Here is a 26,757-nt window from a genome sequence, read left to right as displayed (position 1 = left end):
GATCCGCGACGGTTTAAAATAAGATTGAAGATATTATCAGGGCAGTGGAAGGCGCGTAACGTCACGATGAAATCGCGGTTGGTGAAGTCAGGCCGTCTACAGTCATGATGCCTTGATTACGTCGAAGGCGAGGTTCGTGAATAAGATACGATCCAGCTTCTAGACCATGGTTCATCGCTAGTACGGACTGTCGCGCTTTTTTTGATCATTCCTTTGCCGATAGGGCAGACGCCTTATGAGAACCTTTAGCGCGACCTGATATTCCCGCTTTCGTCGGATATGATAACTTCAACCCGCCGATTCAATTGCCGGCCTGCTTCATTACTGTTACTGGCGACTGGAAAGTTTTTGCCATAACCTCGTGTTGTGATGCGTGCGGCATCAATGCCCATGTTCAGCAGGGTATCCCGGACCGCATCGGCGCGCCTTTCGGAGAGCTCCTGGTTATAGTCTTCGCTGCCGGTGCTGTCTGTGAATCCCTCAATTGCAACGTTGCGTTGGGGATTCTGCTTGAGAACGTCAGCAAGTTTCTGCACCTCGCGAACTCCACCCGACTTGAGTTGCGCACGGTCGGTATCGAACAGCACATCGCCGAGGGTAATGACCATACCCCGGTCCGATTTTTTTGCGCTCAGTTCTTTAAGCTGCGATTCGAGCATGCTTGCCCGCATTTCAGCGCTCTGTGCCTGCTCTTGGGCCTTTTCCGCTTCCTCTGTTCTTGCAGAAAGGCGAATTTTATTGCGCTCGGCATCGGCGGAAGACACAACTGCTTCAGCGGCTTTCCGCTTTGCGGTTTCCTGCGCTATTGCAACTTGCTTTTGCGCCAGATCAGCTAGATGATCCACCTTGGCAGAATCTTTTCCTTTCCTCCAGGCATTCTCGGCTTCTGTCAGCGCGTCGCCTGCCTTCTTCAGTTCCAAAGGAGCGAGATTTGTAACTTCGGGATCGCTCTGGGCACTGCGATAGCTGCTACGGGCGCTATCCAGATGTGCGTTCGGTGTCGAAGCGCAGCCCGTCAGAACTGCAATAAACACAAACGAGATGGTTAAATAGCCATTTTTTTTCATGACATCTCCTTCAGGTAATTATTTTAATTTGCGGTTCATTTCGTCTTGCAGTGTTCGATCGCTTTCCTTCACTGCGTCTGCTGCCTGCTGTGCTTTCGCCGCGCGAGTTTTGGCGCTCGCTAATTGCGCATTTGTTTTCGCGTTTTCACCTAGCTTTTTGGCACGTTTGTAGTCATCCTCCATCGCTGCCTTTTCTGCTTCAGCCAGGTTTTCCTGGGCGATTTTCAATTCCACCGGGGCAAATTCCGGCGCCCCGGCGCTTACTGCGTCGGCGACCGCAGTTTTCGCAACCTCAAGCTGAGCCGCCATGTCTCTCTTTTCCGTGGTTGCGCAACCTGTTGTGAATACCGCAGCAAGAGCAATTACGCTCATCATTTGATGCCACTTATATTTCGAAAGGTCTTTCATTGCTCACCTCCTACCCTAAGATCAATAAAATCTCATTAACAAGATTACTGATGAGTCTAAGGAGAATAATTTAAATACTCGGTCTGTTAGCGCACGTAAGCTGTTAAATGTCACACATGAGTCAGAGGATTAAATGGCAAGCCTGGCTAGGGCCCGATTACAGGGCGCCGGAGTGTCCTCCAGCGGGACCTCCGCCAGCTCGGCGGAATTGGGCAGCGGTGAGGATAGGGGCGTCGGCTACAACGGAAAACTTGGAAGAACTGGATTTCGTGGGGTGAGGGAATTCATGGGAGCCATTTGCCAATGATAAACAGGGTATCAAGGGTAAAGGCTGGGCCTAAAGCGGCCAACTAGAGTCCACCCAAGCTAGTCCGGCTACCGCTGTACTTTAGTCCAATAGGCAAAGCCTGCTGGATGCGTAACAATGTAGTCAGGGTAACCGCTTTGCCCCAAGTTGGTAGTTGCCCTAGCCCGGTGGTGAGTTGAACCAGCTGCCGGCTTTATAAAATAAAATCTCCTTTATATTTCTACCCACCAAGCGTGGGTATTTTTTTGCCCTTCCCGCTTAATGTGCAGTACCGTACAGATGAGCTTCAGCTCGTTGTTAAAATGACTATTCCTGCGCATTCAGAATTAACAGCAGGCCATATTCACATTTATCCAGGAGAACATAAATGAACAAAGATCAAATCACGGGCACAACAAAAGATATCGCCGGGAAAATTCAGGAAGAGGCTGGCAATATAACTGGCAGCAAAGAAGATCAGGCGAAAGGCCTCGCCAAACAGGTCGAGGGAAAAATTCAAAAGGGCGTTGGAGATGCGAAGGAAACGATCAAGGACGCGGTCGACAAGCTATAAAATTACTGCGTAGATTAATAATCTTGAGCCGCTTCAGCGGGTTTTTACTGCCAGGCAGTGGGGGCGGCACGCACAATATCCGGGGCAATCCGGTTGACCTCCCGCATTGGGGTAAAAACACGGTTAAATCATCTACCCGTAAACCTTTTACCCGCTGGCCGCCTAACTCCTATCTGAAGTCCGCAACACCAAACCGCGGGCAAACCGCGGAAGTTGCTTGATGGAACCGCCTCAATCTGCTGGTGAACCTCAACAGTTCCAAATACTTTCGGCTACGCTGCACTCTCCAAGGCTTATCTCCGGCGTCATGACATACGTCATCAACGAAGCCAGATAGCTCGGCCTTTGCTTTATCCGATGCCAATTCTTCCACATGAAAGCTTGTGTTCGGTGCGGCGGCGTACATTGAAAGTGGATATTACATATTAATATGCACATAATTGAAGAGTACTTGTTTAATTAAAAACAGCCCCCTGACGGCTTTATTCCGCCGGCATGGCCCATCATTCCCGGCAATCGTCCTCCTCAATTCAAGTGTGATTGATCAAATGCGAGAAAGGAAAAATAGAAGGTTCTAAATAATGTATTCCGACCAGGTCAGGCTAAAGAATAGGTTACATAAGACGTTCGGCTTGCAATCGTTAAGGCCTGGACAGGGGCAGGTTATCCGGAACGTGCTGGATGGGCGCGATACACTGGTAATCATGCCGAGCGGTGGAGGCAAATCATTATGCTATCAATTGCCTGCTCTAAGTTTGCGCGGGACTACGCTTGTCGTCTCGCCTCTGATCTCCTTGATGAAAGATCAGGTGGAAAAACTTGGGGAGATCGGGGTGCAAGCCGATCAGGTTAACAGCTCTCTTAATGTGCAGGAAGAGTCAGAGGCATTGCGGAATATCTTGCAAGCACACAGCGATATCGTATTTGTAACGCCAGAACGTCTTGCCGATCCGGATTTCATAGCCCGTCTGCAGAGTCTTACCGTCAGTCTTTTCGTAGTGGACGAAGCCCATTGCATTTCTCAGTGGGGTCACGACTTTCGGCCCGCTTACCTCGGACTAGGCAGCGCCATCAAGGCGTTGGGTAATCCACCCATACTTGCTTTAACCGCCACTGCTACGCCCGACGTGGTGGATGATATAGCGAAACAATTAGAACGTGGGTCGATGCAGCTCGTAAATACCGGCCTCTATAGATCGAACCTTCACTTCAGGGTGATACATACCACCAACGCTGAAGAGAAAGTGGAAAAGCTTAAAAAACTGATACGGGCGACTGAGGGAAGTGGAATTATCTATGCTGCCACGGTAAAGGCGGTGGAAGATCTTGCCGCTTCACTTCATAAGGTCGATTCGACCGTGACGCTATATCATGGTCGCCTGACAAAGAAGGTTCGCAGCGAAAATCAGGACCGTTTCATGCAAGGTCAAAGCCGGATTATGGTAGCGACTAACGCCTTCGGCATGGGCATCGACAAGCCGGATATTCGATTTGTCGTGCATTTTCAAATTCCCGGGAATCTGGAAGCATATTATCAAGAGTGCGGCCGTGCAGGGCGCGATGGAAAGGATGCGGTCTGCACACTTCTTTATGCCGTCCAGGATAAGCGGATTCAGCAATTCTTTTTAGCACGGCATTATCCGAGCTCGGAGGAATTACAGGATGTCTATAGCGGAATACAAGAGCTGCTGACAGATCAACCTGCTGTTGAGTTCAGCCAGCTATGTGAAAGACTAAGCCGATTTTCTGTGCGAAGGCTTCAAATATTACTGAAGCTGCTAGAGGATAGCGGAATAATCGCCCGTAATAAAAAACTAGGCTATCGTCTCGGAAAAAGCGGCGGTGCTTCTGAAAAAATTCTCGAACTTGCTAACAGGGCAAGCGAGGAAGATATACACCATCGAAAGGCGCTGGAAAGCATGATTTTCTATGCCCAGGCGGGGGCTTGCCGATGGAGGGTATTGCTCGAATACTTTGAGGAAGAGCTGGCGTGCGAGCATTGTGGTCACTGCGACAATTGCCTCGAACCTCCGGAGCGGGCACTGGAGTCTTCCGCGCCAGACCAGAGTGCGAACATCTCTGAAGAAAAAGAGGTAAAGATTCACCTGCAACAGGAAGTCGCGATCGGAGCTTCCGTTTCCGTGCCAAAAAGAGGAGAAGGCCAAGTCATTAGTAGTAACGCAGACATGATCAAAATAGTTTTTCCCAACGGCGAAGAAGGTACTTACCTCAAAAATTACGTCAAGGTAGCAGGAAGCCCCTTGCAGGAACATGTTACGGCTTAGTTCTTAGCTGCTGAGAGCACTTAGGGAAGGATGATTAACTGCTATTCAAACTTATTCAATACCTCATTAATATTTACCTTTTTGACTTGTGCGTCCATTTTTTTAAGTACATATAGAAGCCTAACAAAGAAAAAGAAATTCGTTAATGGTCGAGTCGAATCCTGGAAAGGTCTCCGCTGGGCGCCGCAATGTAATGATGCTCGATGGTCGGCTCATTCATGGCGCGCACTTTATCCATTTGGGTGAATGGGTGCTGCCTACGGATGGGGCGGCGTTGCTATGGGCGCACCTTCATCACCTCACGATGTCGCTGAGAAATGGGATTGTGAAGTGAATTTGGTGACGGGCGGAGCGGGATTTATCGGTTCACATCTCGTGCAACAATTGCTCAGCAGCAACGAATCCGTGCGCGTTCTTGAACATCCTGCTGCCGTGGTAAGTCATTTACCCCTTGAACGCATTGAACTTGTTCGAGCAGATATTCGTGACTCAATAGCGGTGCGGAATATGATGCGCGGCTGCGATCGTGTCTATCATCTGGCTGCTGATCCGAATCTTTGGCGCCGCAATCGCTTTGAATATGATGAGGTTAATCATGTTGGTGCTCTCAATGTCATGCATGCCGCACTCGACAGCGGGGTGAGTCGCGCGTTATATGTAAGCACAGAAAGCATTCTTACATCGGCGCAATCCCGCGGTGGAGGGGTTGAATCCGCGCGTTTTCGCAAAGAGGACATGATCGGGCCTTACTGCTTGAGCAAATTCCAGGCGGAACAAGCCGTGTTCCAACTTGCCGAAGCCGGCGCGCCAATAATCGTGTGTAGTCCCACATTACCCATCGGGCCTGGAGACCGAAATCAAACGCCCCCAACTCGTCTTGCAGTGGCATTCTGTCAAGGAAAGGTTCCGGCATATGTTGATTGCCAATTGAACCTGATAGATGCTCGCGATGTCGCGGATGGATTGGTGCGCGCGATGCAACGCGGCCGGCCTGGCGTTCGATATCTACTCGGTGGACACAATTATCGGTTGATCGAGTGGCTTCAGATCCTTGGAGATACCGTGAATCGCCCGGCTCCGCAATGGACGATTCCTTATCCAGTGGCGCTAGCTATTGGTTGGTTCAGTGAATTATGGGCCGACTGCATTTCCCATCAAATGCCTTTGGCGACTGTAACGGGTGTGCGGCTGACAAAACGTTCCATGCACTTCGACCCTTCAGAAACCTTCGCCGAACTTGGCTTGAAGCCGCGGCCCATAGAGGAATCCGCTAAGGATGCCGTGAACTGGTATCGCCAGCAACATTGGATCTAGTGTAGTAAGTCACAACACTTCACTCTGCAATGAACCAATAAGGAGCAGAAATATGACCGCAACCAAGAAAATCCTCATCGTCGTTACCAATGATGACGAATTCGAAAAAGTGGGATTCAGAACGGGACTGTGGCTTGGCGAGCTAACCCATTTCTGGGAGGTCGCCGAGAAAGTGGGCTACCAGATGGATATTGCCAGTCCGTCGGGCGGAAAAGTGCCCATCGACCCGGAAAGCCTGATGATCTCGCAAGTTGCGGACGCAGTGGGTCTGAAAGGCGATCTCTCAAAGCGGTACGAAGACAAGGCCTTCATGAACCTGCTGGATAACACGCTGAAGGTGTCCGATGTGGATTCCGCGGCATACGATGCTATTTACATGACAGGGGGACATGGTGTCATGTTTGATTTCCCTAAAAGCGTGGCCTTGGCAGAGCTAACCGCCAAGTTTTACGAGTCCAACAAGGTTGTCTCCGCTGTGTGTCATGGCCCCTGCGGCCTGCTGGAAGTCAAGCTGAGCAATGGGGAACATCTGATTAAAGGTAAGAATGTAACGGGCTTTTCGTGGAATGAAGAAGTCATGGCAAAACGCGACCATGCTGTTCCATTCAATCTCGAGGAAGAGCTGCAAAGGCGGGAAGCCAAGTACAGCAAGGCGTTGGTGCCCTTTAACTCTCATGTAGTGGAGGACGGTCTACTGATTACTGGGCAGAATCCAGGAAGCGCCCATGCGGTGGGAAAGGCCGTAGTCAAGAAACTCAAAGAGTGAGCTGTTCGCTCATCCGGCTCAATAAAGTCTTCTCTCTTTCATTCGCTGGCTAATGCTGACGTTCCGCTGGTTATCGGGCAATCCGAGGGGATGGCTTGACTATAAAAGAAACACTGCTATGAATAAACTGTTGTTGGATCTTACGAACTTTCATTCTTCTGGTCACAACTTTTCAACCAATCATAGTCCGGATTCATTTGCACGATACTCGAACCAATAGGAGGCCATTATCATGAAACAGCTACGTGTGATCGGAGTTTTTGCCGCTTTGGCAGGTCTATGGGGCGGACCCGTAGATATGATTCGGGTATCCCAGGCAGAGCCGATGAAACCTTCAAAGACTATCAAGACGGAATATCAATACGCGGCGAAAGTCGCTTGTTCGCTATTGCTGCCACATCAGGATGGTACATTGGCAAGGGGGACCTATCGCACAACTATTAATATACATAATCCCACCAACAAGCAAATCACCGTTGCCGCTAAGGTGGCTCTCGCGACGCAGTTCGGTTCCGATCCAGGCCCATTTAGTGTTACGCCCTTCAAGGAAGCGGTTATCCAGCCGGATGGGGCGGTTGGCGTGAGTTGCTTTGACGTCGCCGGCTACTTTTGTCCGATCGATGGAGTTTGTGTGGACTTCGCGTTCCTGGAGGGGTTTCTGGTTGTAAAAAGCCCCGTACCGCTTGATGTCGTCGGTGTTTACACCGCGCGCCACACGGACGGAGAGGTGGAGTCCATAGACGTTGAAGCGGTACAGCCGCGGCAAGTTCGCGAGACGGTCAAGATTGGAGCTGGAGAACCCACCAAACCGGGGGGTGGAAAACGCATTGACTATCCGCCAAAGGGAAGCCCTGCATATGGCGACAAAGAAGCTAAGCAAATGTGTGGCGGAATTGCCGGATTTCCCTGTCCTGCCGGTAAGACATGTGTAGATGACCCCTCGGATAATTGCGATCCCGCCAAGGGTGGTGCCGACTGTAGTGGTATCTGTGTGAAGTAACGGGCGTGGGCTAATTAGAATAGCCTGAAAACAGGAAGCATCTATTCTGATTCCGCCACTTTTACTCTACATTAAGATTTGTCGTTGCGATCGGCCCGAGATCTTCCAGCTTTCAGGTTGCGTGATGCGACAACGCCTGCCAGGCCAATGAGGATAAGAGCGATACTTCCGGGTTCAGGTACGGCATGGACGTGTCCCAGCCCAGGGTGAGAATCATGTTTCTTATTTTTATCTGTGTCGAAAGTTAGAGACGTTATGGTGGAATCCGAGAGAAGACCTGGCGGCGGAGACCATTTTTTACCAACGGAGCCTTCATCAAGCTTCTTATCCGGCGCTGCTTGCGTTATACCGGTTGTCATTAAAAGACTCATTAGTCCCATGATTACGATAATGCCACGCATAATCTTAAGCCCTTCGTAAGTTACTCTGTGCTGCTATCTGGATAAACCGGTGGTTGCAATGCTGCGATTTGCTACCAAGCCATCCATTAACGGGCGGAGGCTGATAGCTATCTTAAATAAAATCTTACACTGTCTGACCGCGTTGCCTATTGGACTAAAGTACAGGTTTAGTAACGACGATAGGTAATGTTCACGTGCTATTTTTCTGGCAGACGAGGTTGACTCTAAGGTATCCGTACTAACGCTTCATCTGGCGCTACTTGGCTTTCCCTTGAATTAATTCACGAATAGGAATAAACGGTTTTTCCTGTAGGAAAAGAAGGGTGAGAACCTTGTCGGCAGCTAGGGGGTGTAAGGTACCGACGCTAGGCGCTCGATATGGCGTAACGCGTCAGATAAGAATAGATAAGTGAGGGAAAGCCGCTGATCAGAGCGAATCGTTACGGTGACGGCGCAAGATACAGAAACAGATAAAATATCATACTACCGCCAGCCAAATCACTGTGCGGCAAGGGGGCCAATCGTTGGTAGCGAATCCCAGATTCGAACTGGGGACCAACGGATTATGATTCCGCTGCTCTAACCACTGAGCTAATTCGCCACGTGCAAATACCGAGGGGATGGAATTGTGCCTTCCAAGGCAGACTCTGTCAAGGTTTACAATGGCTTGCGCTGACTTTACCTTTGATTTTACGGGAGAAAAGGCTTTGAGTGGCCTTTTATAAATCCAGTCGCTGTAAACCGCTCCGGGCGTTTTGGTATTAATTTACGAAACGCGGATACGTCGTTCCCGAGCTCGAAGCATCTGTATAATGAATCCATGGAATTCGATGTCGTTATTATCGGCGGCGGACTGGTTGGAGCAAGCCTGGCGCTTGCTCTCAAGGACAGCGGTCTCAAAATAGCATTGGTGGAGTCGCGGCCACCAAGTCCTCTTCCCCGCAATAACAGCTGGGATAGCAGGATTTATGCCATCAGCCCCGGTAGCGCCAGTTTTCTGCAAAACTTTGGCGTATGGCAGGTGCTTGACGAAGCCCGATTAACACCGGTCTATAAAATGGCGGTGTTTGGCGACGACAGCGCCGCGCGCCTTGATTTTAGCGCCTACGACATCGGTTTGACGGAATTGGCTTTCATTGTGGAAAATCGCCAGCTTCAAGCTGCCGTATGGAATGCGCTCAAGCGCCAAAAGAAGAAGATCAAGATTTTCTGCCCGGCGGAATGCGCCTCGATAACGTGGAACGAATCTCACGCCGAATTACGCCTGGGGGATGGCAGCGTTCTGCGAGCAGCGCTGATTGTCGGCGCGGACGGTCTGAATTCCTGGGTGCGAGCACAGGCGGAAATCAAGGTCATGCGGCGTTCCTATCAAGAACTGGGGGTAGTGGCCAATTTCGACGCCGAGCATCACCACCGTAATGTCGCCCATCAATGGTTCCGGCGGGATGGTGTGCTGGCGTTGCTGCCATTGCCGGACACGCTGGTATCCATGGTTTGGTCAACAAATGAACAGCATGCCAGGACGTTGCTTGATTTACCCGAAACGGAATTATGCCATCGTGTTGCCAAAGCCTCCTGCCATACACTGGGTAAGCTGCGGCTTGTTACGCAACCAGCCGCGTTCCCATTGAATTTTGTGCATGTGAATAAACTGGTACAGCCGCGGCTCGCACTCATCGGCGACGCCGCCCACGGCATCCATCCTCTTGCCGGGCAAGGCGTTAACCTGGGCTTGCGCGATGCGCGTGAGTTGGCCGCAACCATCATCGCGCGCGGCTTGCAATCCGATTGTGGCGATTACCTGCTGTTGCGCCGCTATGAACGTTCGCGCAAGGAAGACATTCTGGCCATGGAGCTTGTCACCAATGGCCTCCAGAAATTATTCCACAACACAAATCCGACGCTTGTTCGCTTGCGTAATTTAGGGCTGGAAATTACTAACCGGCTGCCTTTGATTAAAGACCAACTGATACAGCACGCGTTGAATTGAGGCCGAAGCCGCGTATCTTGCACGGCAGGAAAAAGTTAAACGCCGCAATATTTTTTACTCGAACCGGAGCGAACGTCATGCGCTTGAATCTCGTTTTTCCTTCCTTATTACTGTGCTTCGTTTTTGGCACGGCTTGCGCTGACGAGGCATCTTTAAAAAAAGCGCTCTCGGCAAACTTTCCGGGGGAAGAAATTGAAAGCCTGAAAAAAACCCCTTACATGGGATTATACGAAGTTGTAGTGGGAGGCGAACTGTTTTATACGGACGAGAAGGCGACGTACTTTTTTTTCGGTCATGTGGTTGATCCACAAACCAGGCAAAGTCTGACTAGCGAGCGCTTGCAGCAGGTCAAGGATGCCCGCCGGATAAGCATCGATTCCCTTCCATTGGAGCTTGCGATTAAAGCAATCAAAGGTAACGGAAAACGCCGGCTGGTAGTCTTTTCCGATCCGAACTGCCCCTATTGCAAGCGTCTGGAAAAGGAACTGAAAAAGGTTTCCGATGTGACCGTCTACACACTGCTTTATCCAGTGCTTAACGGTTCGGTCGCGACCGCCACGGCGATATGGTGTTCCGCTGATCGGCTCAAGGCGTGGGACGATTTCATGTTAAGGGATATCGCTCCGGCCGGAAAAAGTTGCGAAACGCCGCTCGACACCCTTCTTCAGGCGGGCCGGAAGCACGGGATAACGGGTACCCCGACATTGATCTTTGCCGATGGCTCGATCGTACCCGGAATGATTCCCGCTGAAACCATAGAAAAGAAACTGGGCGGGACGGCCGCAAAATGACAATCTGTAAGCTTATGGAGAATCCCGCGAATCAAATTCTTCAGCAGCACGTTTTTTGCGGTACCGGAGTCGGCGCTACATAGCCATTTACATAGCCATTTGGCATTAACACCCACATTTTACCGCTTTGCTTCATCTTCCCCGCCTGATCACCGGCCTCCTGGCCGAAGCCCCAGAAAAAATCGGCGCGCACCCCGCCCTTGATCGCCCCGCCTGTATCCTGGGCCACCATCAGCCGATGAAGCTGCTTATCAGTATTGGGCCAGGTGGTGGCAAGAAACACCGGCGCACCTTGCGGTATGGCGCGGGGGTCAACCGCTAGGCTTCTGCCCGCGGTTAAAGGCACGCCGAGCGCCCCCAATGGCCCAGGGAGCCCGGCCGGCAGCTCGCGAAAGAAAACAAAGCTCGAATTCTGTTGCAGCAATTCATTCAACTTGCCGGGGTTCCTCTGTCCCCATGCCTTGATCCCCTGCATGGACGCCTTCTCCAGCGGCAACTCGCCACGCTCCACCAGCAATCTGCCGATGGATTTATAGGGATGCCCATTTTGTTCAGAATAACCGACCCGCACGACCTCCCCGTTCTCGAGTTGCACCCGGCCTGATCCCTGGATCTGCAGGAAGAATAAGTCCACTGCATCGTCCACCCACAGTAGCTCGCGTCCCTGTAATGGTGCCGGATTCTTCTCTATCTCGGAACGGCTGTAATAAGGCACTACCTTGCGCCCTTGCAAACGTCCTCGCAGGCGCATGTTTTTAAGCTCGGGATACACTTCGCTTAAATCGACCACTAAAAGCTCATCTGGCGTGGTATAAAGCGGATAGCGATAACGTCCGGATCGCTTACGGCTGCCCTTCAGCAGCGGTTCATAGTAGCCGGTAATCAGACCATTCTCGTCGCCGTCGGAATTCAATACCTGGTGGGGAACAAAACGCCTCTCAAAAAATTGCCGCAGGATGGCGCCATCCTGCCCCCGCAGGGAATCAGCCTGAACACAGGTTTCCTGCCACAGTGGCTGATTTTTTAAAACAGCGCAGCTTCGAAGGAATGCATCCCACGCTGGCAAAATATCATCGTCCGTCCAGCCCGTAAGAGCGCCCCAGTCGGTCGGCCTAAGCAGGGCGATTGGAGATGGCACAGCTGGCGGAATAGAGGCAGCAGGCTTTTCTGGGGCAACGCGGGCACCAATTTGCATCGTCGAACAGGCGCTGAGTAACAGCAATGAAGCGACAGCAAGAAAACTTAATTGGTTTTTCATCGCGATTTGGTTAAAGTTGCGTTTGACAAATATACATCATGCTTGATCCTATGTGGATATTACTGCTGGAAGCGGGCGTAGCGCTGGCACTACTGATCACCATCGTCTGGTGGACCAGGCCGCGTAAAAAAGATGACGAACAAAAGGATGACGAGTCCCACTGAAGTACCGGAGCATGACGCATATTGTTCCGCTGCTGTTTTGCGCACTTCGTAAGTCGGAAAATTCAGCGGAGAAGTTAAACTCAAATTACACTGACACGGTTGCCAATTGGAAGTTTCCTGACTTGGACAGGCCGACCTGCCTGATTCGACGGACATGATTGCCCTATCAGTTTTGCTTTCTTTGGCCTTATCCTGATCTTTGCTAGAAGAATTCGATGGCTAATCGCCCATTTACTTGCATCAGCAAAGATTCCGGTATCGGAGACGTTTCAAATACATTCCGGATAAACTATCCCCCTATCCTTTCAATGGCTCACCGCCCGCCCGGCATGCAGCCCAATAGCGGCTCGCTCATACCCGCCGCGATAAATACAGTGCGGTTCCGCACATAATTTGGCAGAATGCACATCTTGCTGGAATGGTTTTGTTACTAAGGGGAGATCATAATGAAATACCATAGCTTTCAAGAATTCTGCGCTTACATAGCGGGGCATAATCCAGGTCAGCCAGAATATCTCCAGGCGGTCGCCGAAGTCATGGAAAGCCTGTGGCCTTTTATCACCGAGCACCCCCGTTATGCCGAGCACGGAATCCTGGATCGCCTTATCGAGGCGGAGCGAATCATTATTTTCCGGGTGTCCTGGGTGGATGATCACGGAGAGGTGAACGTTAATCGCGGTTACAGGATACAGCACAGCTCATCCATTGGTCCTTACAAGGGCGGCACGCGTTTTCATCCCTCGGTCAATCTTTCCATTCTCAAATTTCTGGCGTTCGAGCAGACTTTCAAGAATGCTTTAACCACGCTGCCAATGGGCGGCGGTAAAGGCGGTGCGAATTTCGACCCCAAGGGTCGAAGCAACGGAGAGGTGATGCGTTTCTGTCAGGCTTACATGTGTGAATTGTTCCGCCATATCGGCTCTGATATCGATGTGCCGGCCGGTGATATCGGTGTTGGCGGGCGGGAAGTTGGCTTCATGGCCGGCATGATGAAAAAGCTGTCTAATCGCGCCGATTGTGTTTTTACCGGAAAGGGGCTGAGTTTTGGCGGATCCCTGATCCGTCCCGAGGCCACCGGTTATGGCACGGTATATTTCGCCGAGGAAATGCTCAAATGCTCCGGCCGCTCACTGGATGGCCTGCGGGTTTCCATCTCGGGCTCCGGTAACGTTGCCCAGTACGCAGTGGAAAAAGCGATGGCGCTCGGCGCTAAAGTGATAACGGTTTCCGACTCTAGCGGCACCGTGGTTGATGAAGAAGGTTTTACTCCTGAGAAACTGAATGATTTGATGGAATGCAAAAATCTTCGTTATGATCGAATCAGCAGCTATGCCGAAACCGCAAAAGCCACTTTTATTCCGGGTATGCGCCCATGGCACGTTCCCGTAGACGTGGCTTTGCCATGCGCGACGCAGAACGAGCTGAATGAAGAGGATGCGGCAACGCTGATCAAGAATGGCGTGATCTGCGTCGCCGAGGGTGCGAATATGCCTTCCACGGCGGAGGCCGTGAAATGCTTCGAGCACAACAGGGTGCTATTCGCGCCGGGCAAGGCCAGTAACGCGGGCGGGGTAGCTACCTCCGGTTTGGAAATGAGCCAGAATGCCATGCGGTTGTCCTGGCCCCGGGAAGAAGTGGATGCCAGACTGCTTGAGATCATGCAGGCCATCCATAGATCCTGCCTGCAATACGGCCGCCGCAAAGATGGCAGCGTCAGCTATGTTGATGGCGCTAATGTCGCTGGCTTCGTAAAGGTGGCGGATGCAATGATCGGTCAAGGGGTAATCTGATCGCCCGGAAGTTACCGGATCCAGACCGTTTTAATATTGGCGAATTCTCGAATGCCATGATAAGACAACTCCCTGCCAAAGCCGGAAGCCTTGGTGCCGCCAAAAGGCAGACGTGGATCAGATCTGACCATACCATTGATAAAAGTGCAGCCGGCCTGAATTCGCTGCGCAATTTTCTCCGCATACTCGGCGTCCTGGCTCCAGACGCTGGAACCAAGACCAAAACGGGTATCATTGGCAATATGAACCGCCTCCTCTTCGTCCGCAGCGCGTATTACGGCGGCCACCGGCCCAAATAATTCTTCGTGATACGCCCGGGTTTTCGCCGTCACCTGCCCGAGTATCGACGGGGGATAGAACGCTCCCTCTCCCGCTACCGGCTCGCAGCCAAGAATCGCTTGCGCACCTTGCTCCATGGAATCGGTGACCTGCCGATGCAACGCCTCCCGCAAATCAAGCCGTGCCATGGGGCCGAGCTGGGTCGTTTCGCTCAATGGGTTACCCATTTTCAGCTCTGCCGTTTTTTTAATAAATAGTGACAAGAACTCGTCGGCGATTTCCGCAACGGGAATGATGCGCTTGGCCGCAATGCATGATTGCCCGCAATTCTGGAACCGCGACTTTACCGCAATACTGGCGGCTTGCTCCAGATCCGCATCCTTCAATACAATAAATGCATCCGATCCGCCCAGCTCCAGTACACATTTCTTCAAATGCTGACCCGCATGCGAAGCGACCTTGCGTCCGGCGCTCTCCGAACCGGTAAGCGTCACCGCATGAACGTAACGGCTGGCGATGGCGTCAGCCACATCGGCTGCTTCAATCATGAGCGCGGTAAAGAGATACGAAGGAAATTCGGCGTCGCGGAACAGTTGCTCCAGCGCCAATGCGCATTGGGGTACGTTGGAAGCATGTTTCAGAACACAGGCATTACCCGCCATCAACGCGGGTGCGGCAAAGCGGATCACCTGAAAGAATGGAAAGTTCCAGGGCATCACGCCCAGCACGACACCAATCGGATCATACGAAACATAGCTTTTGCCCGCATCGGTCTGCACCGTCTCCATTTTCATGAAATGCTCGGCATGTACCGCATAATAATCACAGGCAAGCGCACATTTTTCCGCCTCGGCGCGACCCTCGCGCAGTGGCTTTCCCATCTCGACAGCCATCAGCTCGGCATATTCATTGGCCCGCTCGTGCAGCAGTATGGCGGCACGATTCATACGCTCCGCGCGTTTTGCAAATGCCATTTGCGCCCAGGCCTGCTGAGCGTTGTATGCTTGCTCCAGCACTGCGGCGAGCTGATGAGTATTCCAGCTGGTAAATGTCTTTAGAGTCTTGTTGGTCGCGGGATTTAGGCTGATATAAGGCATGATGTGCTATTCTTTCAATAGACGTCAAAGTTGAAGGATAGTCGGCAAATCGATGGAACTGCTTCCCATTCAATTTTCCATTTCACATATTTATTATTTATAGCAGGTTATGAGAAATTTTTTGGTGGGGCTTTTTTTTGCGGTTTGCGTTGGAAATCTGATGGCCGGCCAGGACGACGATTTTATCGCGATGAGGGAAGCATTCCAGACGGGCAATGCCATCCGCGTGGCGGCGTACGCGCAGAATCTGCGGGGGCATGTGCTGGAACCCTATGCGGCCTACTACCAGTTGCGTCCGCAGATGGAGAATATCACTGTGAGTGCGGATGCAATCAAAAAATTTCTTTACCGCTATCAGGATAGCCCTCTCGGCGATCGGCTGCATGGTGAGTGGCTAAAAACTCTGGGCAAGGCACAGCAATGGGCGCTGTTTGCCGAGGCATATCCAGGACTGGTCAACGGGGATACCGAAATTACTTGCTATTCTCTGCAACAGCGCCTTGCTGCTCCACTGGAACAGCGACTTGCTGCAAACGATTTTAGCGTGTTCGACGAAGTCCGCCCGCTATGGTTTAGCGGACGGGACCTGCCGGAAAGCTGTACGCCACTGTTCAACGCGCTCATTACTGCGGAAGAGTTGACGGTGGAAGATGTATGGACGCGGCTGCGCCTGGCACTCGAAGCGGGCAACGTGAGCGTGGCAAAGCGCGTCAATCAGTATCTGCCGGCCAATGAGGCGCTCAATGAACGCAAATTAACCGCCGCTGCGGACAATCCGCTACGCTATCTGGAAAAACACCGGAACGAGATCAAGACTCGCGCCGATCGGGAAATTTCCCTCTTCGCAATGTTGCGCCTGCTCCGTAACGGTCCGGATCAAGCGTATGCCTATTGGCCGAGAATACGCGAGCGATTTAACGAAACAGAGCATTCCTATTTCATGGTGCACCTGGCGGATCAGGCGGCGCGCAGGCTTAATCCGCGCGCGCTGGATTGGTTCAGGGAAGCGGCCGATACCAGCGCCCCGGTTCCGCTATCGGATGCGCAGCTCGGCTGGAAAACCCGGGCCGCGCTGCGCACCGGGAACTGGACGTTGGTATTGGATACAATCGAAGCCATGTCTGCCGCGGAACAACAGGCAGGCGTATGGCGTTACTGGAAGGCACGGGCGCTCAAAGCCGGAGGCAAAATTGCGGAAGCCAATGCTATTCTTGCCCCACTGAGCACCGAGCACAATTTTTACGGTCAGCTGGCGGAAGAGGATATGGGGGTAATAATCGGCACCCCCGCTGAACCCTATAAAGCCACAGCGCAGGAAATTGCCGCAATCGGCAAGCTACCTGGGATTCAACGGGCGCTTGCCCTGTATCGCCTCAATCTGCGTACCGAGGCCACGCGCGAATGGGCCTGGGCAATACGCGGTTTCGACGACCAGCGCCTGCTCGCCACCGCTGAAGTCGCACGTCGTCATGGAATCTACGACCGCGCCATCCATACCGCCGACAAAACCGTGTTGCAGCATGATTTCAGCCTGCGTTTCCTGGCGCCACATCGCGATACGCTGCGTGACCTCCTGAAACAACAGGAGCTCGACGAGGCCTGGGTATATGGCCTGATCCGGCAGGAAAGCCGCTTCATCGCCGATGCGAGATCCAGCGCCGGGGCAATGGGCTTGATGCAACTGATGCCGGCCACCGCAAAATGGGTAGCGAAAAAGATCGGAATGCAGAAATACCACAAGAATCTGGCCAACGAGGTGAATACCAATCTGATGTTGGGGACGTACTATCTCAAGCACGTTCTGACTTTGCTCGACAACCAGCCGCTGCTGGCTTCCGCAGCCTACAATGCCGGCCCGAGACGACCGTGGCAATGGCGCGGCGAAAAGGCGCTGGAAGGCGCAATTTACGCTGAAACCATCCCTTTCAGCGAAACCCGCGACTACGTGAAAAAAGTCATGAGCAACTCCATGTATTACGCCAACACCTTCGGCCATCAGGTAAAAACCCTGACGCAACGCCTTGGTATAGTCGCGCCGAAATCAGCCGTCATCAGCGTTTCTGAAGAGGAAGATAAAGGCCCATGAAAATCGATAATGTATGCATTATCGGTGGCAGCGGATTTGTGGGGAAGCATATCGCCAACCTGCTGACAACGCAGGAAATCGGCATCCGAATCCCGACCCGCCGCCGAGAGCGCGCAAAAGAACTGCTCGTCCTGCCGACGGCGGACGTGGTGGAGGCCAATGTGCACGAAGATGCAGAACTTGACCGGTTGCTGGTTGGTATGGATGCGGTCATCAATCTGGTCGGCGTTCTGCATGGCGATTTTAGCGCCGTACACGTGGAACTGCCGCGCAAGATCGTGGCTGCATGCAATCGCAATGGAATAACCCGGCTATTGCATATGAGCGCCTTAAATGCTGGCGCCGACCGGCCCAGCGCTTATTTGCGATCAAAGGGAGAAGGCGAAAAGATCGTGATGACGACAGGCTTGACGACGACTATCTTCAGGCCGTCGGTCATATTCGGTCCGGGGGACTCGTCGCTTAGCCTGTTTGCCAGGCTGGCACGGCTTCCGGTACTGCTCCTGGCATCGCCCGATGCCAAATTCCAGCCGGTGTTCGTCGAAGATGTGGCGCGTGCATTCGCGGCCAGCCTGTCAGCTCCCCATACTTTTGGCCAGCGGTACGATCTGTGCGGCCCTGAATGTTACAGTCTGCGGCAATTGGTCGAATATGCGGGGCAAGTTACTGGCCACAACCCGGCGATCATCGGCCTCAACAACAGCCTCTCCTATCTTGAAGCGTCGGTGATGGAGTTTCTACCGGGCAAGCTCATGACCCGGGACAACTATCATTCGATGAAAGTAGACAGCGTCTGCGGGTGTGGTGGCCCCAATAAGCTCGCGGAAGTCTGGGGCATCCGCCCCACCGCGCTGGAAGAGGTGGCGCCGCTGTATTTGGCGAATCGTATGCCACGCGAACGGTACGACCGCTACCGTCATCGCGCAGGGCGATAAAAATTCGCTCTTCAAGGAATGGCGCAAATCATGAAAACCTATCTGGTGGGAGGTTCCGTACGCGACGAGATTCTGGGTCTACCCGTTACCGACCATGATTACGTCGTCGTCGGATCTTCTCCGGATGAGATGGTACGGCTAGGTTATCGCCCGGTAGGAAAAGACTTTCCCGTTTTCCTTCACCCTCAGAGCCAGGAGCAATACGCGCTCGCCCGAACCGAGCGTAAGGTTTCACGCGGATACAAGGGCTTTGAGGTTTTCGCCTCCCCTGAGGTTACGCTGCAGGAGGACCTGGCGCGGCGCGACCTGACTATCAACTCCATTGCCAAGGACCAGGCCGGCAACATCATTGATCCATTTGACGGAGTAGCTGACCTCGAAGCAGGGCTGCTGCGCCATATCAGTCCGGCCTTTACCGAAGACCCGGTACGAGTGCTGCGAACGGCTCGCTTTGCCGCCCGCTTCGGTTTTCGCATCGCGCCGGAGACCCTTGCGTTGATGAGCGAGATGGTGCACAACGGTGAAGTGGATGCGCTGGTACCCGAGCGGGTATGGCAGGAGTTCGCCCGCGGCTTAATGGAACATAAGCCTTCGCGCATGTTCTACGCGCTCCGCGAGTGCAGCGCCCTGACTCGGATCATGCCTGAAGTGAATGCCCTGTTCGGCGTACCTCAGCCAGCAAAGTATCATCCTGAGATCGATACGGGGGTACACGTGATGATGGTTATCGATCACGCCGCGTCCAAAAATCATTCCCTGCCGGTACGGTTTGCCGCCCTTACGCACGATCTTGGCAAAGGCACGACGCCACCGGAGGAATGGCCGCGACATATCGGTCACGAAGCACGCAGTGTCAAGCTGGTGCGGGATTTATGTGATCGCATCAAGGCCCCCAATGAGGCCCGTGATCTGGCGTTGCTGGTCGCGCGCTACCATGGCGACGTGCATCGAGCGGCGGAGTTGCGGCCCGCAACCATTGCAAACATGCTGCAAAGCGTGGATGCTTATCGCAAACCGGAACGCTTCGAAGAATTTTTGCAAGCTTGCGCATGCGATTTTCATGGACGGCCTGGCTATGCCGAAAAGCCTTACTCCCAGGCTGAGCGGCTGCGCGAGGCATACAGCGCGGCCAGAAGCGTGGACGCGGGGGCGATTGCCGCCGAGTTAACCAGAACTATTTCTGATCCCGCTCGCTTGCCCAGTGCAATCAATGCCAGGGTGAGCGAGGCGCGCATTGCCGAGATCAGAGCCCGGCTGGCTTAGGCTTAAGGAGACTCTGAATAAACACAACCTTGCCGACGGGCTGTGGGGCAGCGCGTGAGACGAGGATGCAAATTGCCGGCTCCCTTCTTTCAGGTTTCTGCAAGGCTGGATTCAGGATTTCTATCGCGGCTTGCGCGGCGCCTTGGCGAATATCGGGTCGTAGATAAAATCGGGCAGTAATTTCAGAATTGCCGCGACGATTGCCATTTGCCAGGGAATCACGGCGAATCGTTTCTTGCGCTCAATGACGCCAGCAATTTTTTCGGCAACGGCTTCCGCCGTCAGGATGAAGGGCATGCGAAAGGGATTATTTGCCGTCATCGGCGTGACAATATAGCCGGGGCAAACGGTAATGACGGATACCCCGCTACCGCGCATTTCCACTCGCAGGCTTTCCAGATAACTGATGGCGGCCGCTTTGGAGGCGGAGTACGCTCCCCCTCCGGGTAGACCGCGATAGCCAGCCACACTGGCGATACCGACCAGATTGCCTTGCCTGGCTGTTCGCATCGCCGCAGCAAAGGGTTGAAAGAGGTTGACCATGCCGAGGACATTAGTGGCAAGAATATCCTCGAAAACTTCGCTATCTTCGGCGTATTCGGTGAGGGTGCCACGACTAATCCCAGCATTGGCGATAACGATATCGGGGCAGCCATAACGGTGCATAAAATCTTGTGCAGCCGCCTGGATTGCGGAAGCATCGCGAACATCGGCGGCATAGATCGAGGTGGCCGATAATTCCGCCGCAAGGGTTTCCAGCAAGTCCTCGCGTCTTGCAATCAAGCCGAGCGTTGCGCCCTTGCCCGCGTAGTGTTGCGCCAGCGCTCTGCCCAAGCCACTGGATGCGCCGCTAATGATGACTTTCAATCCGATTCCGGCAGTCGATCATGCATTTTTTAGCGGCATCATGATCCAAAGGGACCTTTTGCCCCTTGACCTTCTCCATTTGATGCAACAGGTCGGATGCAGGTTGAATGGCATCAAATAGAGTTGTTCAAATTATTGCGCGGGCGGCCCGAAAAGCGCGGCGCTATTTTGCCGCCCTCTCCTTGCGTGCTTTCTCAATCAGTTCACCCAGAACTTTAATGGTGTCATGAGGCGTACCGCCCATTTTTCCGCTGGTCACGTATTTGCCATCCACCACCAGTGCTGGAACGCCCGACAGGTGATAGTCCTTGGACATTTGGGTGGACCGGGATACCTGGTTCTGAACCGAGAAAGAGTTATAGGCATCAATGAATTTTTGCCGGTCTATCCCCTGCTTTGCGATCCAGTCGAACAAAACCTCGTCCTTGGTCAAATCGATCTTGTCCAGATGAATAGCGTCGTAGACCTTGTCATGCAGTTTATCCCTTTCCGCAAGGGCCTCCAGTGCATAAAAGACTTTTGCGCCGGGAACCCAGTTGCTGCGAAAGATGGCGGGAACATAACGAAAGCTCACATCCTTGGGCATTGTCTTCAGCCAGGATTTGATGTGGGGATGCAAATCGTAGCAATGGGGACAGCCATACCAGAAGAATTCAAGAACTTCGATGTTTTTGCCGCTATCTGTTGGCCGGGGGTGAGGCAGGACAGTGTAATCGCGCCCTTCAACGATTTCGGCGCGAGCGCCGGAAATACCGGCGAGACTTATGCCGATCAGCAAAAGAGCCACAAATAAACGCATTGGATTCATTTTTTCTCCTTGAGATAAATTGGATGCATTTAGCCGGCCGACTGCGGGATCAAATGGTCTTACCGCGCTTCGTCATGGACTTTGATGAGACTGCTCGGCACGCCATTTTGCTGCAAGGAAGCGCGAACCTGATTGATGTCGTCAATTTTAGTGAAAGGCCCGACACGCACTCTGTGCCAAGTACCCTTATCTGACAAGTCGGCGGCTTGAACCGACGCCTCCACGCCGAGCATGGCGAGTTTCGCTTTCAAATTATCCGCGTCGTCCGCATTCTGGAAGGACCCCGCCTGGAGAAAATATTTGTCGTTGGACGATGGCTGCTTTGCCGCTTGTTTGATTTGCTGTTCCGTCACGGGTTCCTCCGCGCCGGGCAGTATTTTATAAAACTCAAAACGGGGCTTGCCGTCGGCGGCCTTGGCCGATTTATCTTCCATACCGGAGTTTTCTATCTTTTTTTGAGTTTGGCCATTCTGGCCGAGTGCGCCTTTTGCCGCCGCGCCGGCCGCGAGCTTATCCTGGGAGATGAACGGACTGGGTGCTTGGTTAATATACATCCACATGCCGATGGCGCTTAGAAGGCCTAGCGCATAGCCGATAAATAGCCCCAAAAGGAGGGGATTTCCAATGATGCCCGAGGCTGGAGAGCTGGGGCGGGTTTTGTAATCTCGGCTCATTGAAGACATTATCCTAAATCCGGCAATTGACCGCTCATTTTCCGTTCATTCCTTGGCTGCAACCACGACTGCAATGACTTTTTGCATCACTTGACCTGCTTACATTTTGTCCGGCGCGCTCACGCCCAGCAGTTCCAGGCCGTTGGTCAGCACTTGCCGTATCGCGGCGACGAGGCCGAGCCTGGCGAGCCGTAGCGGAGCCTCCGGCACGAGGAAACGGGTAGCATTATAGTAACTGTGGAACTCGCCCGCCAGTTCCCTGAGATAAAAGGCGACCAGATGAGGGGAAAGTTCCTTCGCTGCCGCCTCCACTATTTCCGGATAATCAATCAGCTTCTGCAGCAGGGACAATTCTACAGGACTGGTAAGTGAATCCATATCCGCGGTGGTCAGCGTTGCAATGTCTTCACCCCACTGCTCCAGCACGCTGCAAATCCTTGCATGCGCATATTGGATGTAGTAAACCGGGTTATCATTACTTTGCGATTTAGCCAGATCCAGGTCAAAGTCGAGATGCTGGTCGCTTTTGCGCAGTACGTAAAAAAATCGTGCTGCATCGTTACCCACTTCCTGGCGCAACTCGCGTAATGTAACGAATTCTCCCGAACGGGTTGACATGGGGACTTTTTGTCCATCACGGTAAAGTACCGCAAACTGCACCAGGGCAATTTCGAGCTTTGCGGGATCAAACGCTAATGCCTGCAACGCACTTTTCACCCGCGGAATATACCCGTGATGATCGGCTCCCCAGATGTCGATAACGCGCTCGAAGCCTCGCTCAAATTTGTTGAGATGGTAGGCGATGTCTGAAGCGAAATACGTGAATTGCCCGTTTTCCCGCTGCACGACCCGGTCTTTTTCGTCGCCGAAATCCGTCGAGCGGAACCATTTGGCGCCATCCTGCCGATATAAATAATTCCGTTGCTCAAGCAATCGCATCGCATGTGCCACCCCGCCACTGTCGAACAACGACTGCTCGGAAAACCATGTATCGAAAACGACACCGAATTCCATCAAATCATTGCGGCAGTCACCCAATTGCTCGGTAAGAACAAAATTGTGAATGTATGCATAATCCTGCCCCAGCAATTTCCTGGCGTTAGCGATTAATACGTCAAGCTGCGCCTCTGTATCGGTATCCGCTTCCGGGAAAATACCTTCAAACAGCAACTCGGGCTTGTGCACATAACGTCCCGCATGGGCCTTGTGAATCAGCCGTGCCATATCGCGCACATACTCACCCTGATAGGCGTTGCCGGGAAAGCGCACGGCAACCCCATTTAATTCGAGATAACGCAGCCAGGTGGAAAGCGCCAGAATGTCCATCTGCCGCCCAGCGTCATTAATATAATACTCGCGCGCGACGGAAAAACCATTGGCTGCCAGGACATTGGCAAGGCTTGCGCCAAAAGCGGCGCCCCGGCCGTGCCCAACATGCAGCGGTCCAGTGGGGTTGGCCGAAACGAATTCCACCTGGATGCTTTTGCCCGCGCCAGTGTTGCTATGACCAAACTTTTTGCCACCCTCCAGCACATCGCGCGGAAACCGCTGCTTGACAGAAGTCTTGAGAAACAGATTGATAAATCCCGCACCCGCAATTTCGATTTTTTCCAGGTAAGGTGAAGCGGACAGCGCATTGATCAGCAACGCGGCAATATCGCGAGGATTTTGACGCAACGGCTTGGCCAACTGCATCGCCAGGTTGCAGGAATAATCACCGTGGCTTGCTTGCTTCGGACGGGCGAACTCTATATTCACGTCTAAACCCACTGGCGCGATTCCACTCAAGGTCTGGCGCAGGAGTTCCGTAAAGTGAAATTTGAAGCTGTGCTGGACTGGTGAAGTCATGGTTGCGTCATGATGACAGATTGTGTAGCCGTTATTATAGCGGCGTGGGAATGAATTACGCTCGCCAGCGTGGCTTGCATGCCAGAGAAATAGCGATGGAAGATCAAAAAAGGGCTGGCGGGCTGCCAAGCGGGCTTGGCGTCACTGATGGCAAAGGAGTCCTTTGCTATCGTTATCTCACCATCGCAATCTCAAGTAGCCTTCTTTTTCAGCGAAATTAAAACGCACCAGGTTGGCGCCACGGCGTATCGGCGGTCGGTTTGCGAGAGGCCTGAAGGGTCCCGCGGCCGAATGAGACCGTTCAATTCGCAGCCGGCGTTCACGAGGTGAGAAAATCCGCAGTTCGAACTGCCCGGCGCGGATTTCCCGCAACTTGGGCGCGAATGGCTGGGCCAGAGGTTCGCCCACGAACACGCCTTCTCCCGGCCACGCCACACTCTTCCAATAGGCTTCGATAGCGCTTGCGCCAACCGCATAATGGAACATGGCAATACCAGGAACCGGAAACTTCTGCAAATGGTTGCAGGGCTCCACTACTGTGCCGTAGCTGGCAGTGGCGCCCGCTTCCAACCAGCGCAGGCTGCTCATCTGGCTTGAGTCGGTAAGCTGTCCACCAGCTGATGTCAAATGATCAGCCAATGCGCCCGGCAGGAAACCCAGCGTATGCAGTTGTGGCACATGTGCCAGCCCTGTGAAGTAAAAAAGGATGTCGTCGCGGCCAGTAATTGCATCGGTTTCCAGAATTTGTATGGGGAAAACGCCGGCCAATTCCTTTGCGGTCTTCTCAAAAAACCCTGCGCGTATGCTACGCGCATTGTCGGAGGTAACGACAAGGTAAGCGGTTCCCTCCGGGAAACTGTGATCAGCAGCGACGCCCCGGTCGATAAGCGTCTTGACCTGTTCGAAATTGACCCCGGCCAGCATCATCGCCGGCCGCAACTTGTGATCGTTGGCAGGATAAAAGCTAGGGGAGTTGAAATACGGGCTGGGGGCGGTCGGACCGCATCTGGACGAGCAATAACCTGGGTCGAAACCGAAGGCCAACGCTGAAGTCAAAGACATGCAGTCCACCCGGTAGGGATCGGTCCAAGCTACAGCGTAGGCTTGAACATGAGCGGGCGTGATTCGGTCAATCTTGGCCTTCAATTGCTGAAACTCGTCCTTCGAAAGCACGCTGCGGTCAGGCGGGAAATGCAGATGGATCATGTTGGCTGCAGGGATATGGCGCACCTTCTGATAGTAATCCCCGATTTGCCGTGATAGCGGATCATCATCGTTAATGATGACAGCAAGATCACCGGGAGCCAGTCCCGTTCGTGGTAGCTGTACTCGCACCTGCGCCTCGACAGGCAACGGCCCGAGTAGCAGGGCAATCAGCAGAGCGATGGAGAACGGCGCAAAGCGCTTCAAACTTCGGGAACCTCTAAATAAAACGGGCATGGAAAACTTGTTCGGAGGTTCCTATCGAGTAACGGGTGCGTCAACCGCGTATTCAGTGATATCCCATTCCAAAAGCATACCCCGTAAATAAGCTTCATCCTCATGCATAATAGCGGCTCAGGGAAAATGCGTCCACCACCCATGCCATCTCTTCATGATCTTCTCTACCAGCGCACGCGGCGAGTGCCCGTGACACAATTGCTGGTGATCGTCAATCTGCTGGTCTTCATCGCCATGCTGGCAGGTGGAGCGGGCTTATGGCACTCGTCCAATAGCGTGCAGTTGGCATGGGGAGCGAATTTCGGTCCGGCTACACAGGATGGAGAATGGTGGCGCCTGGGTAGCGCCATGTTTCTGCATTTCGGCGCTGTCCATCTGACGCTGAATCTATGGGCGCTCTGGGATGGCGGGCAGCTGGTTGAACGCATGTATGGGCACGCGCGTTTTGCCGGCATCTATTTCGCAAGCGGGCTGGCGGGCAACCTGTTATCGCTCATCGCGCATAGAGGATTAGCCGTGTCCGGCGGAGCGTCGGGCGCAATTTTCGGCATGTATGGCGCACTGCTGGTGTTTCTCTGGCGCGAGCGCCGCAATCTTCATCCAGAGGAGTTCCGCTGGTTTTTCTGGGGAGCCGCCAGTTTTGCGGGAATCGCTCTTGTCCTCGGGCTTTTGGTTACCGGCATCGACAATGCTGCGCATATAGGCGGTTTTTTAGCTGGAATACTTGGTGGAATAGTGTTCGCACGACCTATTGATGTCACTAAACCGGTGTCCCGCAGCAGCCGGCTCCTCGCGGGATGCGCGTTTACATTCGCTATCGTCATCCTCGTCAGTCAGATTCCTGTGCGCGCTTATCGCTGGAGCGAAGAGGCGCTGGCGCGCAAGGAGATTGGAGAGTTTTTACGTGACGATATTGCGATCACCCAAGCTTGGCAAAGCATACTTGATGAAGGCAAGCAGGGAAATATTTCATTCGAAGAACTGGCAGGGCGCATTGACACCGCTGTCAGCGACCGCTACGAAGAAAGCTTTGAGCAACTTTCCGATCTCCCGCCCAATCCTGCCCTGCCTTCCGCCGCTACCGTGGAAATGCTGCGCCATTATGCCGAGCGCCGCAGAGACGCCTCGCGCGCTTTGGCGGAAGGGTTGCGTGCCCATAAACCCGAGCAGATCCGTGATGCCCTCGAAATGGCAAGACAGTCGCGGCAGCTAGCCTCACCGGATAGAACGGAAGGTGACAAACCGAGGCAAAAAAATGCGACTGAACCGGGTATGGCGAAACCTGAAAATGAGCACCAGGATAAATAAACCCGTTAGCGTTCCGCTTTCCCGTGCTTGTCGTAACCGCTTAATACTCACCGCTGCT

At 53.1% G+C, this 26,757-nt stretch carries 23 protein-coding genes and 1 tRNA gene; 13 read left to right on the top strand and 11 right to left on the bottom strand.

Features of this window, described 5'->3' with window-relative positions:
- Positions 1-245: 245 nt before the first annotated feature.
- Together BLP45_RS04810 and BLP45_RS04805 are read right to left on the bottom strand one after the other, a co-directional pair.
- Positions 246-1,067 (bottom strand): OmpA family protein, encoded by an 822-nt coding sequence (locus BLP45_RS04810; RefSeq protein WP_090370338.1) that lies wholly within the window; start codon positions 1,065-1,067, stop codon positions 246-248.
- A gap of 18 nt (positions 1,068-1,085) precedes the next feature.
- Entirely contained in the window at positions 1,086-1,475 is a 390-nt protein-coding gene (locus tag BLP45_RS04805) for a DUF4398 domain-containing protein (protein ID WP_090370337.1), read from the bottom strand.
- Between the two features lie 674 nt (positions 1,476-2,149).
- Between BLP45_RS04805 and BLP45_RS04800 the strand changes: the two genes are divergently transcribed.
- From BLP45_RS04800 to BLP45_RS04780, 5 genes are all read left to right on the top strand, one after another.
- The gene (locus tag BLP45_RS04800) at positions 2,150-2,335 is read left to right on the top strand and encodes a CsbD family protein (RefSeq protein ID WP_090370335.1); all 186 of its coding nucleotides are present in this window, start codon (positions 2,150-2,152) and stop codon (positions 2,333-2,335) included.
- A gap of 581 nt (positions 2,336-2,916) precedes the next feature.
- On the top strand, positions 2,917-4,620 hold the full coding sequence (locus BLP45_RS04795) for a RecQ family ATP-dependent DNA helicase (protein ID WP_090370334.1): 1,704 nt from the start codon (positions 2,917-2,919) through the stop codon (positions 4,618-4,620).
- 279 nt (positions 4,621-4,899) lie between these two features.
- The gene (locus BLP45_RS04790) at positions 4,900-5,934 is read left to right on the top strand and encodes an NAD-dependent epimerase/dehydratase family protein (RefSeq protein ID WP_090370332.1); all 1,035 of its coding nucleotides are present in this window, start codon (positions 4,900-4,902) and stop codon (positions 5,932-5,934) included.
- 52 nt (positions 5,935-5,986) lie between these two features.
- Positions 5,987-6,700: a type 1 glutamine amidotransferase domain-containing protein gene (locus BLP45_RS04785; RefSeq protein ID WP_090370331.1), complete on the top strand. Its 714-nt coding sequence runs from the start codon at positions 5,987-5,989 to the stop codon at positions 6,698-6,700.
- 232 nt (positions 6,701-6,932) lie between these two features.
- A complete protein-coding gene (locus tag BLP45_RS04780) occupies positions 6,933-7,700 on the top strand; it encodes a Kazal-type serine protease inhibitor domain protein (RefSeq protein WP_090370329.1) in 768 nt (255 codons plus the stop codon).
- A gap of 71 nt (positions 7,701-7,771) precedes the next feature.
- Here BLP45_RS04780 and BLP45_RS04775 read toward each other — a convergent pair whose 3' ends face one another.
- Both BLP45_RS04775 and BLP45_RS04770 read right to left on the bottom strand, forming a co-directional pair.
- Complete coding sequence (locus BLP45_RS04775; protein ID WP_176754665.1) at positions 7,772-8,059, bottom strand: PEP-CTERM sorting domain-containing protein; 288 nt, start codon at positions 8,057-8,059, stop codon at positions 7,772-7,774.
- 567 nt (positions 8,060-8,626) lie between these two features.
- A tRNA-Met gene (locus BLP45_RS04770) sits at positions 8,627-8,702 on the bottom strand.
- A 219-nt stretch (positions 8,703-8,921) separates the two neighbouring features.
- Here BLP45_RS04770 and BLP45_RS04765 point away from each other — a divergent pair.
- The gene (locus BLP45_RS04765) at positions 8,922-10,091 is read left to right on the top strand and encodes a UbiH/UbiF family hydroxylase (RefSeq protein ID WP_090370326.1); all 1,170 of its coding nucleotides are present in this window, start codon (positions 8,922-8,924) and stop codon (positions 10,089-10,091) included.
- Positions 10,092-10,168: 77 nt separating this feature from the next.
- On the top strand, positions 10,169-10,882 hold the full coding sequence (locus BLP45_RS04760) for a DsbC family protein (RefSeq protein ID WP_090370324.1): 714 nt from the start codon (positions 10,169-10,171) through the stop codon (positions 10,880-10,882).
- 40 nt (positions 10,883-10,922) lie between these two features.
- Here BLP45_RS04760 and BLP45_RS04755 read toward each other — a convergent pair whose 3' ends face one another.
- Entirely contained in the window at positions 10,923-12,140 is a 1,218-nt protein-coding gene (locus BLP45_RS04755; protein ID WP_090370323.1) for a murein transglycosylase A, read from the bottom strand.
- Positions 12,141-12,178: 38 nt separating this feature from the next.
- On the opposite strand from BLP45_RS04755, the gene BLP45_RS14885 reads away from it, so the two are divergent.
- Together BLP45_RS14885 and gdhA are read left to right on the top strand one after the other, a co-directional pair.
- On the top strand, positions 12,179-12,304 hold the full coding sequence (locus tag BLP45_RS14885; protein WP_256327684.1) for a hypothetical protein: 126 nt from the start codon (positions 12,179-12,181) through the stop codon (positions 12,302-12,304).
- Positions 12,305-12,750: 446 nt separating this feature from the next.
- On the top strand, positions 12,751-14,094 hold the full coding sequence (gene gdhA, locus BLP45_RS04750; RefSeq protein ID WP_090370321.1) for an NADP-specific glutamate dehydrogenase: 1,344 nt from the start codon (positions 12,751-12,753) through the stop codon (positions 14,092-14,094).
- An 11-nt stretch (positions 14,095-14,105) separates the two neighbouring features.
- Here gdhA and BLP45_RS04745 read toward each other — a convergent pair whose 3' ends face one another.
- Positions 14,106-15,470 (bottom strand): NAD-dependent succinate-semialdehyde dehydrogenase, encoded by a 1,365-nt coding sequence (locus BLP45_RS04745; RefSeq protein WP_090370319.1) that lies wholly within the window; start codon positions 15,468-15,470, stop codon positions 14,106-14,108.
- A 109-nt stretch (positions 15,471-15,579) separates the two neighbouring features.
- On the opposite strand from BLP45_RS04745, the gene BLP45_RS04740 reads away from it, so the two are divergent.
- The 3 genes from BLP45_RS04740 to BLP45_RS04730 are packed head-to-tail and all read left to right on the top strand — an operon-like array spanning position 15,580 to position 19,754.
- Positions 15,580-17,556, top strand: a complete 1,977-nt coding sequence (locus BLP45_RS04740) for a lytic transglycosylase domain-containing protein (protein ID WP_090370317.1) — start codon at positions 15,580-15,582, stop codon at positions 17,554-17,556.
- Complete coding sequence (locus tag BLP45_RS04735; RefSeq protein ID WP_090370315.1) at positions 17,553-18,491, top strand: complex I NDUFA9 subunit family protein; 939 nt, start codon at positions 17,553-17,555, stop codon at positions 18,489-18,491. The genes BLP45_RS04740 and BLP45_RS04735 overlap by 4 nt, the downstream gene beginning before the upstream one ends.
- A 30-nt stretch (positions 18,492-18,521) precedes the next feature.
- Complete coding sequence (locus BLP45_RS04730) at positions 18,522-19,754, top strand: multifunctional CCA addition/repair protein (RefSeq protein WP_090370313.1); 1,233 nt, start codon at positions 18,522-18,524, stop codon at positions 19,752-19,754.
- Between the two features lie 120 nt (positions 19,755-19,874).
- Here the strand turns inward: BLP45_RS04730 and BLP45_RS04725 are convergent, their stop codons facing one another.
- From BLP45_RS04725 to BLP45_RS04705, 5 genes are all read right to left on the bottom strand, one after another.
- Positions 19,875-20,627 (bottom strand): SDR family oxidoreductase, encoded by a 753-nt coding sequence (locus tag BLP45_RS04725; RefSeq protein ID WP_176754670.1) that lies wholly within the window; start codon positions 20,625-20,627, stop codon positions 19,875-19,877.
- A 157-nt stretch (positions 20,628-20,784) separates the two neighbouring features.
- Positions 20,785-21,429 carry a thiol:disulfide interchange protein DsbA/DsbL gene (locus tag BLP45_RS04720; protein ID WP_090370311.1) on the bottom strand — a complete coding sequence of 215 codons (645 nt, stop codon included), beginning with the start codon at positions 21,427-21,429 and terminating at the stop codon, positions 20,785-20,787.
- A 59-nt stretch (positions 21,430-21,488) separates the two neighbouring features.
- Complete coding sequence (locus tag BLP45_RS04715; RefSeq protein WP_090370309.1) at positions 21,489-22,103, bottom strand: SPOR domain-containing protein; 615 nt, start codon at positions 22,101-22,103, stop codon at positions 21,489-21,491.
- A gap of 99 nt (positions 22,104-22,202) precedes the next feature.
- Positions 22,203-23,951, bottom strand: coding sequence for an arginine--tRNA ligase (argS, locus tag BLP45_RS04710; RefSeq protein WP_090370307.1), 1,749 nt, complete (start codon positions 23,949-23,951; stop codon positions 22,203-22,205).
- Between the two features lie 177 nt (positions 23,952-24,128).
- Positions 24,129-25,391, bottom strand: coding sequence for a TIGR03790 family protein (locus tag BLP45_RS04705; protein WP_090370305.1), 1,263 nt, complete (start codon positions 25,389-25,391; stop codon positions 24,129-24,131).
- A 126-nt stretch (positions 25,392-25,517) separates the two neighbouring features.
- Here BLP45_RS04705 and BLP45_RS04700 point away from each other — a divergent pair, with 126 nt between their 5' ends.
- On the top strand, positions 25,518-26,699 hold the full coding sequence (locus BLP45_RS04700) for a rhomboid family intramembrane serine protease (protein WP_256327683.1): 1,182 nt from the start codon (positions 25,518-25,520) through the stop codon (positions 26,697-26,699).
- The last annotated feature ends 58 nt before the right edge of the window (positions 26,700-26,757 follow it).

This window comes from Nitrosospira sp. Nl5, assembly GCF_900102495.1.
GTDB lineage: Bacteria > Pseudomonadota > Gammaproteobacteria > Burkholderiales > Nitrosomonadaceae > Nitrosospira.
This window is presented reverse-complemented; position numbering and strand designations above follow the sequence as displayed.

Coding starts and splice junctions, on each gene's coding strand:
- BLP45_RS04765 (WP_090370326.1), top strand. CDS start 8,922: ATGGAATTCGATGTCGTTATTATCGGCGGCGGACTGGTTGGAGCAAGC.
- BLP45_RS14885 (WP_256327684.1), top strand. CDS start 12,179: ATGCTTGATCCTATGTGGATATTACTGCTGGAAGCGGGCGTAGCGCTG.
- BLP45_RS04810 (WP_090370338.1), bottom strand. CDS start 1,067: ATGAAAAAAAATGGCTATTTAACCATCTCGTTTGTGTTTATTGCAGTT.
- argS (WP_090370307.1), bottom strand. CDS start 23,951: ATGACTTCACCAGTCCAGCACAGCTTCAAATTTCACTTTACGGAACTC.
- gdhA (WP_090370321.1), top strand. CDS start 12,751: ATGAAATACCATAGCTTTCAAGAATTCTGCGCTTACATAGCGGGGCAT.
- BLP45_RS04715 (WP_090370309.1), bottom strand. CDS start 22,103: ATGAGCCGAGATTACAAAACCCGCCCCAGCTCTCCAGCCTCGGGCATC.
- BLP45_RS04740 (WP_090370317.1), top strand. CDS start 15,580: ATGAGAAATTTTTTGGTGGGGCTTTTTTTTGCGGTTTGCGTTGGAAAT.
- BLP45_RS04720 (WP_090370311.1), bottom strand. CDS start 21,429: ATGAATCCAATGCGTTTATTTGTGGCTCTTTTGCTGATCGGCATAAGT.
- BLP45_RS04780 (WP_090370329.1), top strand. CDS start 6,933: ATGAAACAGCTACGTGTGATCGGAGTTTTTGCCGCTTTGGCAGGTCTA.
- BLP45_RS04785 (WP_090370331.1), top strand. CDS start 5,987: ATGACCGCAACCAAGAAAATCCTCATCGTCGTTACCAATGATGACGAA.
- BLP45_RS04705 (WP_090370305.1), bottom strand. CDS start 25,391: ATGCCCGTTTTATTTAGAGGTTCCCGAAGTTTGAAGCGCTTTGCGCCG.
- BLP45_RS04775 (WP_176754665.1), bottom strand. CDS start 8,059: ATGACAACCGGTATAACGCAAGCAGCGCCGGATAAGAAGCTTGATGAA.
- BLP45_RS04790 (WP_090370332.1), top strand. CDS start 4,900: ATGGGCGCACCTTCATCACCTCACGATGTCGCTGAGAAATGGGATTGT.
- BLP45_RS04755 (WP_090370323.1), bottom strand. CDS start 12,140: ATGAAAAACCAATTAAGTTTTCTTGCTGTCGCTTCATTGCTGTTACTC.
- BLP45_RS04760 (WP_090370324.1), top strand. CDS start 10,169: ATGCGCTTGAATCTCGTTTTTCCTTCCTTATTACTGTGCTTCGTTTTT.
- BLP45_RS04730 (WP_090370313.1), top strand. CDS start 18,522: ATGAAAACCTATCTGGTGGGAGGTTCCGTACGCGACGAGATTCTGGGT.
- BLP45_RS04700 (WP_256327683.1), top strand. CDS start 25,518: ATGCGTCCACCACCCATGCCATCTCTTCATGATCTTCTCTACCAGCGC.
- BLP45_RS04795 (WP_090370334.1), top strand. CDS start 2,917: ATGTATTCCGACCAGGTCAGGCTAAAGAATAGGTTACATAAGACGTTC.
- BLP45_RS04745 (WP_090370319.1), bottom strand. CDS start 15,470: ATGCCTTATATCAGCCTAAATCCCGCGACCAACAAGACTCTAAAGACA.
- BLP45_RS04800 (WP_090370335.1), top strand. CDS start 2,150: ATGAACAAAGATCAAATCACGGGCACAACAAAAGATATCGCCGGGAAA.
- BLP45_RS04735 (WP_090370315.1), top strand. CDS start 17,553: ATGAAAATCGATAATGTATGCATTATCGGTGGCAGCGGATTTGTGGGG.
- BLP45_RS04805 (WP_090370337.1), bottom strand. CDS start 1,475: ATGAAAGACCTTTCGAAATATAAGTGGCATCAAATGATGAGCGTAATT.